Below are 16,098 nucleotides of genomic sequence, written 5' to 3'. Positions count from 1 at the left end.
TCTAACCTGCATTTACGGTAAAGATTTGAGCGAACCCTTCTATTTCCCGCATAAATGCAATTTGCGAGCCGTCCGGTGAAAACACCACCGCGTCAGCCAATGGGGCGACGGCACTACGTGCAGTCAGCCGCTGAAGTTGGCCGCTGGTACTATCACACCGCATCACGCTGTTATCACAAACAAACGCCAGACTACCTCCTTGCGGATGCCAGCTAAAGGCGGATTGAATCCCCCACTGGCTGGATGTCAGTTGCCGTGGTTCACCGCCATTGGGGGAGACTAACCACAGCTGCACAACATCATTATCATCTCTCATCAGGCAAGCAATGGCACTGCCATCAGGTGAGGCGCGCAACCAGTGACGCGGGCTGGTGACAAGCCCCGGGAAGCGGCGCTCAGTGGTATAAGTCACCCGCCGCTGACTGACACCGGCAGGTGGTGCAGGTAGTGTGGTTGGCGTCCCCTCTAGCGGCGCATCTCCAGCACGAGCATAATCTCGGTGATGCTCAGGCAGATCAGCAATAAAGATTTCCGGGATTTTCTCCCCTTGCGCCGAAAGGGTATCGCCAATAAAGGCCAGCGCCCAGCGCTGATGAGTGCCATCCGCTCTCCGATAACCCTGCGTGCCAATCCACCCCTCTTCATAAGCGCGGCTGATTTGATCACTGCCCGCCTGTGGTATGGGTGTAGTGCGGCTGATCAACACACAAAAGTGGCTGCCATCATATTCACGAGGGTGCTGTTTAGGCGGATTGACCCCATGCAGCGGCAGCGCAATACCGACATTGCGGCAATCCAGCGCCGGGTCTAATTCATGCAGCACATGGTCGTTATAGGTAAAGCTAAGGCGGCTGCCATCAGGGCTGAAAACGTGGACATGTGTACCGCCGCGCAAAGCACCAGGCGTATAGGGTGCCGTGATATCCATGGCATCCAGGGTGACCGCCAGCTCTCTATCCGGCTCCGCAACAATCACCCCACGCCGATGATGAAAATCATAATGCCAATGGCTGTCTGGATGCTCCGGCCCGTGGATAAACACATAGCGCGCGGGCAGGTCGGGGCTGACCGTCACGACGCCAACATGCGCGCCATGCTGAGCACGATAGATCACCTCAATATTGCGGGTGACACAATTAACCCGCTCAATGGTTAAGCCACTAAAAGTGCTGCCATTGGGCCGCACGTCGTAGACCAGCCACTGGCTATCCGGCGTCCAGACATTGATATTGGTGAGCTGATGCCCTCTGGGATCAAAGGTAAGCTGCTGCTCCCGGCAAAGGGCATCTTTCTGGCTAATCATTCTGGCTCCGGTGATGCGACGGGCTAAGTTATTTATAAAGATTATATCACTAACAACCCTCCGCACACCGTCATGAAAGACATCTCATGTTATAAGAGCATTGAACAAGTAAATCACAGTAAAAATAATTTATTAAGCTGATAAATTCAGATTTCATGCAGAAATGATAACTCTGGATAGCATGACCTCAACTTTCTATGTTATAGATACTAAATTGCTACACCCGCTTGCTGTAACTTACTAATTAATCTTAAAAGAATCGCTAAGGGGCATAGTTGTGTCTGCTTTCCATAACTGGTTATCTGAGAAATCATCTGGCGACTGGCATATCTATATCAAGCGCCTTTCCGGTAATGATACTGGTGCAACAGGCGCGCATCAGGCTGGAGTCTATATACCGGCTGAAGTGATTGAGAAACAATTCTCTTCTATTGTTCGAACTGATATTAGAAATCCAGATATTCATTTGCCGGCAAGGATAAGCTCCCATGGCAATATTGAGAGTATAGTCAGGGCTATTTATTACAATAACCGTCATTTTGATGGTACACGTAACGAAAAACGAATTACTTGTTGGGGGAAAGGTAGCCCACTGTTAAATAAAGAGAATACTGGGGCACTGACTATTTTCGCTTTTCATAGTGTGCCCAATAACACCTGTGACTTTATTGATGTGTGGCTATGCAACTCTCTGGTAGAGGAAGAGCTGCTGGAATCTATGACGGGGGAAGTGATCCCTGGCTTTTCAGTTTCAGGCCCATCAAATCAGGTTCTGGGCGGTTTTGCTATAGCAAGCTATAACTGGAAGTCCACTAATTATCCGATCCCAGAGCAATGGTCTATTTCATTCCCGCCAGGTATTGAGATAATTAGTTATCTCCCTAAAGTATTCCAATTCAAAAGTCTAAACCCTGATGAGCTATTACTCGAAAAACGCGATGCTGAATATTCTCTGTTTCGTCGAATAGAAGAATTACATGTCTTGGAGCGGGTGCAAGCAGGTTTTTCGTCAGTAGATGATTTTATTAGCTTAGCAAACTCAGTAAGTAATCGCCGCAAATCGCGAGCAGGAAGATCTCTGGAATTACATCTGGAGAATACATTTATCGAAAATAGCCTTACTGATTTTGTTACTCAGAGTATTACTGAAGGCAATAAGAAGCCGGATTTTCTATTTCCCTCTGCTGAAGCTTATTATGATGCTGAGTATCCTTCCGAAAAATTGAGAATGCTTGCAGTAAAAACCACCTGTAAAGATCGCTGGCGCCAGGCGCTCAATGAGGCAAATCGCATTGATAATATTCACCTTTTCACTCTTCAGGAAGGGGTGTCTGTTAATCAGTTCCAGGAAATGAAAGATGCAGGTGTCCAATTAGTGGTTCCTAAACCTCTTCACGAAAAATATCCTAAATCTATTCGTAATGAGTTAATTTCTCTCTCTGATTTTATTGAGGAGACCAAAAGTATATATAATCCTTAACGAAAAAATGACTGAACTCTCACTTGCTTCTAGTCGGAGTTTGGTCAACTACTTATCATTTGGCTAATTCCTTGTGTATCAATTTGAGCATTTACTTCACTACTACAAATCCACTCTTCGACTCTCGCTGAAATATCATTATCTGTTAGCTTGTGCTTACCCCGTAATGCACACTCCCAGACAACTAAAACTTTCCAGCCATCATCCGAGAGCTGTTTTATAACCTTATCATCTCTTTTTACATTTCCTTGGATTTTTTTAAGCCAAAAATCGGTGTGTGAAGCTGGGCTCTTAAATAAATGGCAATTATGTTTATGCCAGAAACAGCCATGAACAAAAATTATCGCCCGATATTCATCAACAATAAAATCGGGCTTACCGGGGAGCTCACTAACCTGAACTAGGTAAGAAAGCCCTAACTGGTCAAGTATTTTTGCTAACTTAATTTCTATGGCTGTATCCCTTGCCCGGATAGCCCTCATATTTTTACTACGAGTTTCCGAAGAATGAACATCAGCCATGATTATTAAGCCGCCTTATCTTTTCGTACGTTAACTGCTTTTGCTATGAATGGAGCCAATAGCTGAGCGACTGCCGCAAAAACAGGAACAATTACGGAGTTACCAAATTGTCGATAAGCCTGTGTATCGGATACAGGAATTCGGAACGATTCCTTATCCGGAGTTTCAAACCCCATCAGTCGGGCACACTCTTTTGGGGTAAGTCGACGAGGGCGATTTTCCTGATTTTTTTTATCATCAAAATCATTTTCACCTAAAACTTTATCCCACCCACGATCAATTAAAATCTCTGAACCATCTTTGTGATAACGGGCTGATAATGTTCTGGCTACACTATCACTGTTCGTTGGGTCAACTAACCCAAATCCAAAACCATTCCCTTTTGCCTGATGCTTTTTAGCGTAATTATATAAGTACTTCCACAGATGCGGCGTCAGTATGTACTTATCATCAACAACAGGCTCAAGTAATTCACCAAAGGTCGGGCGTTTTTCAGGGAAAAACTTATGGATATCTTTTAGTGTAAAGTCTTTATCGATATTAAGATCTTTACGAAATCCCACTAAAACAATACGCTCCCTGTGCTGGGGTAGAAAATTTTTTCCATCCACAATTTTAGGGTCTTGTGATCCGACTGCATCAGCATCTGCGACCGAATAGCCCAACTCATTTAGTGTATTCATAATAATCTGAAAAGTTTTACCTTTGTCGTGACTTTTCAGATTCTTAACATTCTCAAGTACGAAAATAGCAGGTTTCTTTGAGGCAATAATTCTGGCGACATCAAAAAATAATGTCCCCTGGGTTTCACACTCAAATCCATGAGCACGACCTAAAGAATTTTTCTTTGAAACCCCTGCTAGCGAGAATGGCTGACAAGGAAACCCAGCAAGTAAAACGTCATGATCAGGAATATGCTGGTCTATATATTTATAGGCTTCTTCATCTGATATTTCCGCAGTCTCACTAAGAGTAATCTCACGTATATCTGAATTAAATCGGTGCTCGTCGGGGTCACAATACCAATTGGCTTTATATGTCCGAACTGCATAAGGGTTCCATTCGCTGGTGAATACACACTGTCCGCCAATGGCCTCAAAACCTTTTCGGATACCACCAATCCCAGCAAAAAGATCAATAAAGCGGAATTGATAATTAGGATGATGTTTTGGTGGTGAAGGTAGCATATTTTGTAGCATATCAATTTCAGCCTCAGTTAGAGGCTTCTGTATGGATTTCCCGTTATACCAGCGGTTGAGGGCTTCACGAGTCCATTCACACTTACTGACTTTCCGCAGAACTTCTGCAACAGCTTTCTGATCGTAGATTTCTAGCACTCGTCGAACAAGTTCTTTATCTTGTTGTAATCTTTTTTGTTCTTTCTGCTGTGCTTGTTCTGCAATCTGATTTGCAATTAAGTTCAATTCTTCCATCTTAGGATTACTCACTCAGGGAATTTTCAATGTAATCTTATCACTCATTTTACCCAGATGAAAGAAGGCTGTATAGAAAAACAGTATATCTATAATGATAGCCCCTAGCCCTCTTCTCGTATTAATTAGTACCTCTATTGGACTGATTTTAGATAACTATCAGAAACTAATTCATAATTTTCGAATCTATGATCCTTCATCAAATTAGCTAGATATTTAGAATAAAAAGTCTAATATAGATTTTTTATTCTAATCGATGTGACCTATGCTAAGCCGCTACCAACCCATTGCCGACGCGATAGCCACGCTTTTTTACCCCTATGCGGAAGTCGCCATTCACGACGTAGCCAGCCAATCGCTGATCTATATCGCCAATAACTATTCGCAGCGCGAATTAGGCGAAGACTCCAATCTCAGCGATCTGCAATTTGACCAGCATTCGCAGGTGATCGGCCCCTACCAAAAGCGTAACTGGAATGGCCGCCAACTGCGCTCCATCAGCACCGTGCTGCGGGATGACCAAGGGCAACCTATCGGGCTGCTGTGCATCAATCTGGATATTACGGTGTTCGAAAGTGCCAAAGCAGCGCTGGATATGTTTCTGTCAGGCCATCAACTGCAACCACAGCCTGATGTGCTGTTTCAGGATGATTGGCAGGAGCGTATCAATACTTATATCCATAATTGGCTGCAACAGCAGCAACTCACACTGGCGACACTAAACAGTGTCAGCCGCCGAATGCTGATTGAAGCGCTCTATCAGCAAGGGGCATTTAACGGCAAAAATGCGGCGGGTTATGTCGCAAAAATTCTTGGCATTGGCCGTGCCACTGTTTATAACCAGCTGAAAAATATAAAAAACCGCTGAAATTTTAAGGAACCGACATGAATACACTATTTGATGCCATCAAAGAGGCCCACCAGGTTTTGCGTCCGCAAGTGAGGGTGACACCACTGGAGTACAGCCCGCTGCTGTCGCAACACAGTGGTTGCGAAATTTATCTCAAATGTGAGCATCTGCAACACACCGGTTCTTTTAAATTTCGCGGTGCCAGCAATAAGTTACGGCTGCTAACAGATGAGCAGCGCCAGCAGGGGGTTATCACGGCCTCCACCGGTAATCATGGCCAGGCGATGGCATTGGCGGGCAAATTGGCGGGGGTTAAATCCACCATTTATGCACCGGAACAGGCGGCGGCCATCAAGCTGGAAGCCATTCGCGCACTGGGCGGCCACATTGAGCTGATACCGGGGGATGCTTTAAATGCCGAGTTAGCCGCCGGTAGCGCCGCGCAGCAGCAGGGGAAAACCTATATTTCCCCTTATAACGATGCACAAATTATTGCCGGGCAAGGCACCTGTGGCATGGAAATGGTGGAGCAACAGCCAGATCTTGATGCGGTATTTGTTGCCGTCGGCGGCGGCGGTCTGATTTCTGGTATTGCCACTGTGCTGAAAAAACTCTCTGATAAAACACAAGTTATTGGCTGCTGGCCCGCCAATGCCACCAGCATGTACACCAGCCTGCAAAACGGGCAAATTCAGGAAGTGGCAGAGCAAGAGACGCTGTCAGACGGAACTGCCGGTGGCGTCGAGCCAGGGGCAATCACCTTTGCGCTCTGCCAGCAGCTCATCGATCAAAAAGTGCTGGTCAGCGAGCAGGAGATTAAAGCGGCGATGCGCCTAATTGCCCGCACTGACCGCTGGATGATTGAAGGCGCGGCTGGCGTGGCGCTGGCCGCAGCCCTGAAGCTGGCACCACAATGGCAAGGTAAAAAGGTGGCGGTGGTGCTGTGCGGGAAGAACATTGTGCTGGAAAAATATCTGGGAGCCGTCGGCGAATGATCATCCTCAATAAGCAGCAAATTCTCGACAGGTTCGATGCCGATGCCATCACGTTACTACTCAAACAGGGCTTTATTGCTTTTAGCCAAAAACAGGTACAAATGCCGCCGGTACAGCATTTACTCTTTCCGCAAGCCAATGGCGATTGTTGCATTAAAAGTGGCTATTTAGAGGGTGACGACCAGTTCGTGGTGAAAGTTTCCGGTGGATTTTATGATAATCCAGCGCAAGGGCTCGCCAGCAATCAGGGGTTGATGATGGCATTTTCGGCCCAATCCGGTGAACCTCAAGCTATTTTACTCGATGAGGGTTGGCTGACCGCACTGCGCACAGCACTGGCCGGGCGCATTGTGGCGGAGCTTTGTGCGCCTAAGCATATTCACGCCATTGGTATTATCGGCACCGGTATGCAGGCGCGGTTGCATTTGATGTACCTGAAAAGTGTGATTTCATGCCGCCAACTGTGGGTTTGGGGCCGCAGCGAGACGGCATTAGAGGAGTATCGGCAATATGCTCAGGAGGAGGGTTTTGAGGTCAACACCACCCAAAGTGCCGCTGAATTAGCCGCTCACTGCCAGTTGATTGTTACCACCACTCCCAGCCGAGAGGCGATTTTACAGGCTGCGGATATTCAGCCAGGCACACATATTACCGCCGTCGGTGCCGATGGTGCGGGCAAGCACGAACTGGCACCTGAGTTAGTGGCGAAGGCCGATAAGATTTTGGTGGATTCATGGGCGCAATGCACTGAATTTGGTGAGATTTCATTAGCATTTCAACAGCAACTTTTAGCCCATCACACCTTGACCGAGATAGGGACTGTTTTAGTGCAAAACAGCTCTTTCAGAGAGCATGATCAGCAGATTACCCTGGCAGATTTAACCGGGTTAGGGGTTCAGGATGTGCAGATTGTGAAGGGAATTTTGCGGGGATAAAAAGGGGAGTGCCGGCCTGGCCTCCTGCTCGGTTGAGGCGGTGGAGGTCAAGTGGGCGCTGAACGACTATCAACCGAAACCTGCTCCCATCGACCAATCAAAACAAGTTCCATTATCCCTGTTGCTTTATTACACATTTCCCCGTTAATTAGCTCGCTAAGCAAGTATGAATCGACAAATGTCACATATCCCTGCGGTGAACAAAAATAACTTGTGATTAACATCACATTTTCAAAACAAACCAAGCCATACAAAGTGTGACAAATGTCACTCTTAATCGAGTTTTTAGCTTAAAAATTCTCCAGCGTGACTTTATTACAGCTCAATAATGTGATCTCAATCAACAAATAGCCCCCCATTGCAGGGTAGTTAATGTGATTTACGTCACATAAATGCCGTGAGCTACGCGTGAGTAAAGGAGCGTGCTAGAGTTTGTTTTGCATACAGCGTGTTTGCATTCGATAGCATCGGCGGGTTTTGCAGAACTGCCTCAACAAAACAATTATACCGCGCTCTTATTGATAGCGCGTACCAATAGGGGTGTTTTATGTTTTCACCAGACGCAAAGGTCAGAATTCAAAATTTTGGCCGCTTCCTCAGTAATATGGTTATGCCCAATATTGGTGCATTTATCGCCTGGGGTATTATCACCGCACTGTTTATTCCTACCGGCTGGCTGCCAAATGAGACGCTAGCCAAACTGGTTGGCCCAATGATCACCTACCTGTTGCCACTGCTGATCGGTTTTACCGGTGGTCGTTTGGTGGGTGGCGATCGTGGTGGCGTAGTGGGGGCTATCACCACCATGGGGGTGATCGTTGGTGCTGATATGCCAATGTTCCTCGGTGCGATGATTGCAGGCCCACTGGGCGGCTGGGCCATCAAGCGCTTTGACCGCTGGGTAGATGGCAAAATCAAAAGCGGCTTTGAGATGCTGGTTAACAACTTCTCAGCCGGTATCATCGGTATGCTGTTGGCGATTCTGGCCTTTATGGCGATTGGCCCACTGGTGGAAATCCTGTCTAAAGTCCTGGCTGCTGGCGTGCATATCATGGTGCAGAACAACCTGCTGCCATTAGCCTCGATCTTTGTTGAACCTGCAAAAATCCTGTTCCTGAATAACGCGATTAACCACGGTATCTTCTCACCACTGGGCATCCAGCAGGCAACTGAAACCGGTAAGTCTATCTTCTTCCTGATCGAAGCGAACCCAGGTCCAGGTTTGGGTGTGTTGATGGCCTACATGTTCTTCGGTAAAGGCAATGCTAAGCAATCTGCTGGCGGCGCGGCTATCATCCACTTCTTCGGTGGTATTCACGAAATCTATTTCCCATACGTGCTGATGAATCCACGCTTATTGCTGGCGGTGATTCTGGGCGGTATGACAGGCGTGTTCACCCTGACCCTGCTGAATGGCGGTCTGGTGTCACCGGCTTCTCCTGGTTCTATTCTGGCGGTATTGGCGATGACCCCGAAAGGTGCCTATTTTGCCAACATTGCGGCGGTTGCAGCGGCGTTTGCTGTCTCCTTCGCGGTTTCCGCTATCCTGCTGAAAACCTCTAAAGTGAAAGACGACGAAGAAGATAGCCTGGAAGATGCCACTCGCCGTATGCAAGATATGAAAGCGCAGTCCAAAGGCGCGCAAGCGGCGAATGCTGCCGCCGCGGCGGGCGACTTAAGCACCGTGCGTAAAATCATCGTTGCCTGTGATGCCGGTATGGGTTCCAGTGCCATGGGGGCCGGTGTGTTGCGTAAAAAAGTACAAGACGCGGGTCTGAAACATATCTCCGTGACAAACTGCGCCATCAATAACCTGCCGGATGATGTGGATCTGGTTATCACGCACCGTGATTTGACCGAGCGGGCGATGCGTCATGCACCGCAGGCACAACATATCTCGTTGACTAACTTCCTCGACAGCCAGCTGTACAGCAATCTGACAACCCGTTTGGTGGAAGCTGGTATTGCGACAGCGACCACTCAGAAAGTGATTGAAACACTGGACGATAGCTTTGAAGCCACTGAAGCTAATCTGTTCCGCTTGGGTGCAGAAAATATCTTCCTCAATCAACATGCGACGACCAAAGAGCAAGCGATCCGTTTCGCCGGTGAGCAGTTGGTGAAAGGTGGTTATGTCGAGCCGGAATATGTTGAGGCGATGTTGGAACGTGAAAAACTGACCTCCACCTATCTGGGCGAATCTATTGCCGTGCCTCATGGAACCATTGAAGCTAAAGACCGTGTGCTGAAAACCGGTGTGGTGTTCTGCCAATACCCTGACGGCGTGCGCTTTGGTGATGAAGAGGATGAAGTGGCCCGTTTGGTGATTGGTATCGCCGCCCGTAATAACGAGCATATTCAAGTGATTACCAGCCTGACAAACGCGCTGGACGATGAGTCGGTGATTGAGCGCTTAAGCAAAACCACCAGCGTGCAAGAGGTGTTGGATTTACTTGGCGGTAAGAAGTAAACCCGTAATAACTGAATCGGGCCGTTGGGAGTAAACGGCCCTTTTACAGCAAAAAAAGGTAACGAATATGAGAGCATTACATTTTGGCGCAGGTAACATTGGCCGAGGCTTTATCGGCAAACTTCTTGCTGATGCTGGCGCGCAACTGACTTTCGCTGATGTTAACCAGCCGCTGCTGGATGAGTTGAATCAGCGCAAAAGTTATCAGGTCAACGTGGTTGGTGAGCAGGCGCGAGTAGAAGAAGTCAAAAATGTCAGCGCAGTAAACAGTGGTAGCCCAGAAGTGGTGGCACTGATTGCGCAGGCCGATATTGTCACCACCGCTGTTGGCCCACAAATTTTGGCCCGCATCGCCGGTACTGTGGCGCAGGGGTTGATTGCCCGCCATCAACAAGGTAACACCCGCCCGCTGAATATTATTGCCTGTGAAAATATGGTGCGTGGCACCAGTCAGTTAAAACAGCATGTTTTTGCCGCTCTGCCGGAGAGTGAGCAGGCGTGGGTTGAGCAACACGTCGGTTTCGTCGACTCTGCAGTTGACCGCATTGTGCCGCCATCAGAGGCGGGCAGCACCGATATTCTGGCGGTGACGGTCGAGACCTTTAGCGAGTGGATTGTCGATGGCACCCAGTTTAAAGGGCAGCCGCCAGAGATCGCCGGCATGGAGTTGACTGATAATCTGATGGCGTTTGTGGAGCGTAAACTCTTCACCCTCAATACCGGTCACGCCATTACCGCCTACTTAGGTCAGCTTGCTGGTCACCAGACCATCCGCGATGCGATTCTGGACCCTGCGGTGCGCCAGACAGTGAAAGGCGCAATGGAGGAGAGCGGCGCGGTGCTGATTAAGCGCTATGCTTTTGATCCAGAAAAACATGCCGCTTATATCAACAAAATTCTCTCCCGTTTTGAAAACCCTTACCTACACGACGATGTTGAGCGCGTTGGCCGTCAGCCACTGCGTAAACTGAGCGCAGGCGATCGTTTGATCAAGCCGTTGTTGGGGACGTTGGAGTATCAATTGCCGCACGATAACCTGGTCACCGGCATCGCCGCGGCCATGAGCTATCGCAGTGAGCAAGACCCGCAAGCACAGGAATTGGTTGAGTTACTGGCGAAATTAGGGCCGAAAGCTGCGTTAGCGCAAATTTCAGACTTGCCTGCAGATAGCGAGGTTGTCGAACAGACGGTGAATGTGTATAACGCCATGCAGGATAAGCTGGCGCACTGATCCTCAGCATTGGCCTGGTATCACTGCCACTCTGTTACCACTATCAGGCCAATGATTACGCATTTAGCATTCACCAACCACCCCAGTGACAAACGATGATTGAAAAAACACAGGCATTTGAGAATCGGGTACTGGAACATCTGAACGCCGGAAAGACGGTTCGGAGTTTCCTGATGGCCGCTGTTGAATTATTGGCAGAAGCGCTGAATATTCTCGTGGTGCAGGTTTTTCGTAAAGATGATTATGCGGTGAAATATGCCGTGGAGCCGCTGCTGGTCGGGGATGGGCCGCTGGGTGAGTTATCGGTGCGGTTAAAACTGGTTTATGCCTTGGGTGTGATTACGCGTCATGAATATGAAGATGCTGAGTTATTGATGGCGCTCCGTGAAGAGCTCAACCACGATGGCACCGAGTATCGCTTTACTGACGACGAAATCCTCGGGCCATTTGGTGAGTTACATTGTGTCGTGGAGCTGCCTCCCGTCCCCACTTTTTTGCGCCCCGATGAAGCAGACGCCTCGTTAATTGCCATGCAACGTCAGCGCTATCAGCAAATGGTGCGCTCAACTATGGTGCTGTCGATCACTGAACTGCTCTCCCGCATCAGCCTGAAACAAGTTTCCAAGCTTTCCCCCCTCGGCCACGCCTAAATTAGCGCAATACGCTAAGCCACTCATCCAGCAACAGCCACAGTGCGGTGGTTGCCATCAAACCACCCATCACGCCATTGAATAGCCGCAATTTCCAATTCACCCGCAGCGCATGGCGCAATTGATCACCCATCACGGCCCAGACGGCGACACAAGGTAGGTTCAATAGTGCAAAGCCGCCAACAATCAGCAACGTGTGGATCAGTGTTGCACCTTCGCGTGGGGTGAATAAGATGGCGACATTCATTGCCATCAACCATGCTTTCGGATTGATGGCCTGAAACAGTGCCCCCTGAGCAAAGCCCATCGGCTGCTCGCCATCTTTGGCATTAGGGCTACCGGCATGATAAATCTTCCACGATAACCACAATAAGTAGCCGCACCCTAATGTCACTAGCGGCAGGCGAATCACGCCCACCCAACTAAGGATCAAGGCCAGCAGTGTGGTCATTAATGCGCATTGCAATGCACAACCAAAGGTAATGCCCAACATCATCGGTAAGGTGCGGCGCAAACCAAAGTTAACGCCTGATGCGGCTAATAACAGATTGTTCGGGCCGGGGGTGATCGACATGACGGTGACGTAACTGATAAAAGCGCTATCCAACATGGACTTATCCTCTGTTTTCTTATTTTTCAAAAAAGCCTGCGGCCAAGAGATTTAGCATAAACATCAATCCGTGATGGCGTCAGAAGCAGAAGTTATCTATTGTTATGGGTACAGTTTAACTGCGTCCGAACTGTACCCATTGATCCTGCGGAGAACTGTCACCATGTCCCTTGTTATGAATGAAATTCGCTACTTGCAGGTGGCAGACAATATGGCGCAAGCCATTAAAAACGGCAGTTTGCTGGCGGGTAGCCGTCTGCCATCGATACGCGGTTACGCCCAGAGCCATCAGGTGAGCATCAATACAGTGGTGGCGGCGTATCGCACACTGGAAGATCGCGGTCTGATTGAGGCGCGTCCGCAGTCGGGATTCTATGTCTGTAGCCCCTCGACCGCCGTGGTGCCGACGGCCACGGTGGGTAAGCCGGTAGACGAAGTGCTGGATTTGATTGATACCGTTTTTGCCGCGCAACAAAACCCGCGCTTTACCAATATTTCGCTAGCCTGCCCGCAGACGGCAGATTTTTATCCGAGCGCGAAATTGGGGCGCATTATGGCCTCGTTACTGCGCCGTGAGCCGCAATTAATCAGCCAATACGCTCTGCCCCCCGGCAGCCAACGCCTGCGCCAGCAGATTGCTCGCCGCGCCATGACTCTGGGGATGCTGGCCAATCCGGCAGATATCACCATTACCCATGGTTGTATGGAGGCACTGCAACTGGCGCTGCGGATCACCACCAAACCGGGGGATTGCGTCGGGCTGGAGTCGCCGACCTATTTCTACCTGATGCCACTGCTGGCAAGTCTCGGCTTGAAAGCGGTGGAGATTCCAACTGATCCGCAGCAGGGCTTATCGTTGGATGTGCTGGAGTTGCTGCTTAAGGAGGGGCGGTTGAATGCACTGATCGCCATGCCCACGGTGCAAAATCCATTGGGCTATACCATGCCATTGGCGGCCAAAAAGCGGCTGGCGCAGCTGATGAACGATCATCAAGTGCCCTTGATTGAAGATGGGTTATATGCCGAAATTCAATTTGGCTCCACCTTGTCCCCGGCGGTAAAAGCTTTTGATAGCGATGGTTGGGTGCTGTTTTGCTCCAGTTTTACCAAAACACTGGCGCCAGATTTCCGCATCGGCTGGATTGACGGCGGCCGCTTCGCCGAAGCCCTGCACAAGCTAAAGGCGGTCTCCTCAATGGCGGAATCGGCACTGTTGTCGGAAACGCTGGCGCTGTTCCTTGAGTCTGGCGGCTATGATCACCACCTGCGCAGCTTGCGCCGCCGTTATGCTCACCAGGTACAGCAAGCCCAGCAGTTGATTACGCGCTACTTCCCACAAGGCACCAAAGTGACTCAACCGGCGGGGGGATTTGTATTCTGGGTTGAATTCCCTGAGAGCGTCGATACAGTCGCGCTGTTTCATCAAATGCTGAAAGAACAGATCTGCCTGACACCGGGGACACTCTATTCACCCAGTGGTCGCTATCGTAACGCCTTTCGCCTCTCATGCTGTTATCCGTTCAACAATCGCTATACCGAGGCATTGGCGAGGCTGGGGGCGGTGGCGTGTGAAATCAGTGGCCTGCCAGCGGGAATGCAGTGGCTTGCTGCTGAAAGGCCAGCATCCTGATACACTATCTATATTGATGCACAATCAGTGCTATCCTATCTCCAACTTTAGCGAAATATCGTGCCCATCGTGGCATGTACGGGCCAATACTATGAAAGAACATGCAGAGATCAAACGTCTAAGCGATATGCTGGATGCGATGAACCACAAAGACCCAGCTGTTATCCAGCAGGGTAATGTGGATTTAATCGCGCAGCATATGAAAGAGAAAGAGAAAATGGCCGCTGAGATCCAGCGCCTGAAAGAAGTGCGGGTCAAAAATCTGAGCGCCGAAGCCCAGAAATTGGCTCAACTGCCGTTCAGCCGTGCGATTACCAAGAAAGAGCAGGCAGATATGGGCACTTTGAAGAAAGCGGTACGCGGCATCATTGTGGTACACCCAATGACAGCATTAGGCCGCGAAATGGGCCTAAAAGAAGTGACCGGTTACGCTAAAAAAGCGTTCTGATCACCGCGTCGAATATATCCGGGTAGGTGGCATTGCCGCCACCCGGTTTTTTGTGAAAATACTCAATCAAATAGTTCTGAGTGTGTTCCGGCACGAACAAAGACAATTTGGCTTATTTTACTGTGATGACTTAATTTGTAGATGAGTAAAAAGTCCCCGCCAATATGACATTCCCGAAAGTTCTCCCACTCACCTTTAAGGGGATGGTCTAACCATTCAGCACCTAGCGGCATATCATTTGCGATAAGCAGTAACATTGCTTGTTTCAGTCGGCGCATATCATAACGACCATTTCGGGACAGCTTTTCCCAGTCTTTAAGGAAGTTTTTCGTATAATCTGCCGTCCTTGGCACTGTCGTTCGCTTACTTACTGTTGTCTTTTTCAAGTTCAATAAATAACTCATCAGAAGTGGTAAAGCGTGCGTCGCGAGTGCGAACAATCTCTTCTGCTTCCAGCATGGCCGCACGTGTTTGGGAATTTGGTACTTTCAATTCGAATGGAAATGCCTGATCAGTGACGATGCGATTCAAAAATAAACGTACAGCATCAGAAACTGAAAGACCCATTGCATTGAGCGCAGCCGCAGCCTGTTTTTTGACGTCATCATCAATACGGACATGCAACATTGTGGTATGTGTAGCCATTTTAGCCTCCTCATCAATAATTCTATTTTGTATCTCAATTGAGATACAGTCAAGTTTGTCGAGAAGATCTGCTGTGTTTAACTGTTAACTGCGCCTTGTCACCTAACTCCTCCCCAGCAAACGCCGATTAAAATCCTCAATTTTCCCTTCACCAATGCGCGTCAACATGGTTTTACTCCAACTGGCGGATAATCCGGCAACGGCCAGCAGGCGGTGATACTGCTCTTCATCAAACGGCATGTGCCAGGCGATACCAATGGCCTCGGCGACTGAAATATCACTGCTGCGTGCTAACAGCTCCAGCGGATGACTTTCGCTGACTTTACCGGCTGAGATCACGCGGTACAACCAGCCGCAGTAGCCGGTTTGCTGCATCAGCACCGACATATCCTCGATAGCAAAATGGAAGTTGAGCTTGTAGCAAGGGGAGCGGGGTTGAGTGACCTGAATTATGGCCTCACCCCAGCGGTAAATATCCCCCATATAGACACTCTGTTCGGTCATACCGAGGGTGGAGATATTTTCGCCGTAGGCCGGTGGCGAGAAGATCTCTGCTTGCTGCGGAAACTGCTGCGCCCAGTGAGCATAATGCTCCCGTGGGTAATGACATAGCGCGCGGTCCGGGCCACCGTGAAAGCGTTTTTCCGCTTGCTCATCCCCCTCCAATCCTAGTGGTGTGAGCATGATCCCGCCAACCACCTGACGTTTACCAATGGCGCTCGGGGAACTGCCGTGATAAGGCTCGATTTTACCGATATAAACCTGTGGATGCTTCATCTGCTCTCCTTGTCTGCGTTCGGAAGGGAGAGCCAGAATACCTGCCTGATTGCTGAGCTGCAAAAGAGATTTTGATAGCACGTTAGAGACGAAGAAATGAGCAGGAATAACCGTATTGAC

16 protein-coding genes are annotated in these 16,098 nt (G+C 49.1%); 9 read left to right on the top strand and 7 right to left on the bottom strand.

Annotation, left to right across the window (positions count from 1 at the left end):
- Nucleotide 1: 1 nt before the first annotated feature.
- A complete protein-coding gene (locus HRK25_RS05885; protein WP_005271593.1) occupies nt 2–1,303 on the bottom strand; it encodes a YidR family protein in 1,302 nt (433 codons plus the stop codon).
- A 277-nt stretch (nt 1,304–1,580) separates the two neighbouring features.
- Here HRK25_RS05885 and HRK25_RS05880 point away from each other — a divergent pair, with 277 nt between their 5' ends.
- Nucleotides 1,581–2,783, top strand: a complete 1,203-nt coding sequence (locus tag HRK25_RS05880; protein WP_005271595.1) for a type II restriction endonuclease — start codon at nt 1,581–1,583, stop codon at nt 2,781–2,783.
- Nucleotides 2,784–2,827: 44 nt separating this feature from the next.
- Here HRK25_RS05880 and HRK25_RS05875 read toward each other — a convergent pair whose 3' ends face one another.
- Together HRK25_RS05875 and HRK25_RS05870 are read right to left on the bottom strand one after the other, a co-directional pair.
- On the bottom strand, nt 2,828–3,304 hold the full coding sequence (locus tag HRK25_RS05875; protein WP_005271598.1) for a very short patch repair endonuclease: 477 nt from the start codon (nt 3,302–3,304) through the stop codon (nt 2,828–2,830).
- 5 nt (nt 3,305–3,309) lie between these two features.
- On the bottom strand, nt 3,310–4,737 hold the full coding sequence (locus HRK25_RS05870; RefSeq protein ID WP_005271600.1) for a DNA cytosine methyltransferase: 1,428 nt from the start codon (nt 4,735–4,737) through the stop codon (nt 3,310–3,312).
- Between the two features lie 265 nt (nt 4,738–5,002).
- Between HRK25_RS05870 and HRK25_RS05865 the strand changes: the two genes are divergently transcribed.
- From HRK25_RS05865 to HRK25_RS05840, 6 genes are all read left to right on the top strand, one after another.
- The gene (locus tag HRK25_RS05865; RefSeq protein ID WP_005271602.1) at nt 5,003–5,605 is read left to right on the top strand and encodes a helix-turn-helix transcriptional regulator; all 603 of its coding nucleotides are present in this window, start codon (nt 5,003–5,005) and stop codon (nt 5,603–5,605) included.
- A 17-nt stretch (nt 5,606–5,622) separates the two neighbouring features.
- Nucleotides 5,623–6,582, top strand: coding sequence for a threonine/serine dehydratase (locus HRK25_RS05860; protein ID WP_005271604.1), 960 nt, complete (start codon nt 5,623–5,625; stop codon nt 6,580–6,582).
- Nucleotides 6,579–7,517, top strand: coding sequence for an ornithine cyclodeaminase family protein (locus HRK25_RS05855; RefSeq protein ID WP_032896714.1), 939 nt, complete (start codon nt 6,579–6,581; stop codon nt 7,515–7,517). The genes HRK25_RS05860 and HRK25_RS05855 overlap by 4 nt, the downstream gene beginning before the upstream one ends.
- Nucleotides 7,518–8,064: 547 nt before the next feature.
- On the top strand, nt 8,065–9,987 hold the full coding sequence (locus HRK25_RS05850; RefSeq protein WP_032896716.1) for a PTS mannitol transporter subunit IICBA: 1,923 nt from the start codon (nt 8,065–8,067) through the stop codon (nt 9,985–9,987).
- 67 nt (nt 9,988–10,054) lie between these two features.
- Nucleotides 10,055–11,218 carry a mannitol-1-phosphate 5-dehydrogenase gene (locus HRK25_RS05845; protein WP_005271610.1) on the top strand — a complete coding sequence of 388 codons (1,164 nt, stop codon included), beginning with the start codon at nt 10,055–10,057 and terminating at the stop codon, nt 11,216–11,218.
- A 95-nt stretch (nt 11,219–11,313) separates the two neighbouring features.
- The gene (locus HRK25_RS05840; RefSeq protein WP_005271611.1) at nt 11,314–11,868 is read left to right on the top strand and encodes an MltR family transcriptional regulator; all 555 of its coding nucleotides are present in this window, start codon (nt 11,314–11,316) and stop codon (nt 11,866–11,868) included.
- Between the two features lies 1 nt (nt 11,869).
- Here HRK25_RS05840 and HRK25_RS05835 read toward each other — a convergent pair whose 3' ends face one another.
- Entirely contained in the window at nt 11,870–12,478 is a 609-nt protein-coding gene (locus tag HRK25_RS05835; protein WP_005271613.1) for a LysE family translocator, read from the bottom strand.
- A gap of 163 nt (nt 12,479–12,641) precedes the next feature.
- On the opposite strand from HRK25_RS05835, the gene HRK25_RS05830 reads away from it, so the two are divergent.
- Entirely contained in the window at nt 12,642–14,108 is a 1,467-nt protein-coding gene (locus tag HRK25_RS05830; protein ID WP_032896719.1) for an aminotransferase-like domain-containing protein, read from the top strand.
- 91 nt (nt 14,109–14,199) lie between these two features.
- Nucleotides 14,200–14,556 (top strand): YibL family ribosome-associated protein, encoded by a 357-nt coding sequence (locus HRK25_RS05825; protein WP_005271620.1) that lies wholly within the window; start codon nt 14,200–14,202, stop codon nt 14,554–14,556.
- 62 nt (nt 14,557–14,618) lie between these two features.
- Here HRK25_RS05825 and HRK25_RS05820 read toward each other — a convergent pair whose 3' ends face one another.
- The 3 genes from HRK25_RS05820 to yiiM form a co-directional block, all read right to left on the bottom strand.
- Nucleotides 14,619–14,942 carry a type II toxin-antitoxin system YafQ family toxin gene (locus HRK25_RS05820; protein ID WP_233420373.1) on the bottom strand — a complete coding sequence of 108 codons (324 nt, stop codon included), beginning with the start codon at nt 14,940–14,942 and terminating at the stop codon, nt 14,619–14,621.
- Nucleotides 14,920–15,201 carry a type II toxin-antitoxin system RelB/DinJ family antitoxin gene (locus HRK25_RS05815; protein ID WP_071984885.1) on the bottom strand — a complete coding sequence of 94 codons (282 nt, stop codon included), beginning with the start codon at nt 15,199–15,201 and terminating at the stop codon, nt 14,920–14,922. The genes HRK25_RS05820 and HRK25_RS05815 overlap by 23 nt, the downstream gene beginning before the upstream one ends.
- Before the next feature lie 102 nt (nt 15,202–15,303).
- The gene (gene yiiM, locus HRK25_RS05810) at nt 15,304–15,978 is read right to left on the bottom strand and encodes a 6-hydroxyaminopurine reductase (RefSeq protein WP_032896722.1); all 675 of its coding nucleotides are present in this window, start codon (nt 15,976–15,978) and stop codon (nt 15,304–15,306) included.
- Nucleotides 15,979–16,098: the final 120 nt, after the last annotated feature.

It is taken from the genome of Yersinia bercovieri ATCC 43970 (assembly GCF_013282745.1).
GTDB classification, from domain to species: domain Bacteria; phylum Pseudomonadota; class Gammaproteobacteria; order Enterobacterales; family Enterobacteriaceae; genus Yersinia; species Yersinia bercovieri.
The sequence above is the reverse complement of the archived record's forward strand: the minus strand, read 5'-3'. Positions and strand labels throughout refer to the sequence as shown.

Coding starts and splice junctions, on each gene's coding strand:
- HRK25_RS05885 (WP_005271593.1), bottom strand. CDS start 1,303: ATGATTAGCCAGAAAGATGCCCTTTGCCGGGAGCAGCAGCTTACCTTT.
- HRK25_RS05875 (WP_005271598.1), bottom strand. CDS start 3,304: ATGGCTGATGTTCATTCTTCGGAAACTCGTAGTAAAAATATGAGGGCT.
- HRK25_RS05870 (WP_005271600.1), bottom strand. CDS start 4,737: ATGGAAGAATTGAACTTAATTGCAAATCAGATTGCAGAACAAGCACAG.
- HRK25_RS05865 (WP_005271602.1), top strand. CDS start 5,003: ATGCTAAGCCGCTACCAACCCATTGCCGACGCGATAGCCACGCTTTTT.
- HRK25_RS05860 (WP_005271604.1), top strand. CDS start 5,623: ATGAATACACTATTTGATGCCATCAAAGAGGCCCACCAGGTTTTGCGT.
- HRK25_RS05855 (WP_032896714.1), top strand. CDS start 6,579: ATGATCATCCTCAATAAGCAGCAAATTCTCGACAGGTTCGATGCCGAT.
- HRK25_RS05850 (WP_032896716.1), top strand. CDS start 8,065: ATGTTTTCACCAGACGCAAAGGTCAGAATTCAAAATTTTGGCCGCTTC.
- HRK25_RS05845 (WP_005271610.1), top strand. CDS start 10,055: ATGAGAGCATTACATTTTGGCGCAGGTAACATTGGCCGAGGCTTTATC.
- HRK25_RS05840 (WP_005271611.1), top strand. CDS start 11,314: ATGATTGAAAAAACACAGGCATTTGAGAATCGGGTACTGGAACATCTG.
- HRK25_RS05835 (WP_005271613.1), bottom strand. CDS start 12,478: ATGTTGGATAGCGCTTTTATCAGTTACGTCACCGTCATGTCGATCACC.
- HRK25_RS05830 (WP_032896719.1), top strand. CDS start 12,642: ATGTCCCTTGTTATGAATGAAATTCGCTACTTGCAGGTGGCAGACAAT.
- HRK25_RS05825 (WP_005271620.1), top strand. CDS start 14,200: ATGAAAGAACATGCAGAGATCAAACGTCTAAGCGATATGCTGGATGCG.
- HRK25_RS05815 (WP_071984885.1), bottom strand. CDS start 15,201: ATGGCTACACATACCACAATGTTGCATGTCCGTATTGATGATGACGTC.
- yiiM (WP_032896722.1), bottom strand. CDS start 15,978: ATGAAGCATCCACAGGTTTATATCGGTAAAATCGAGCCTTATCACGGC.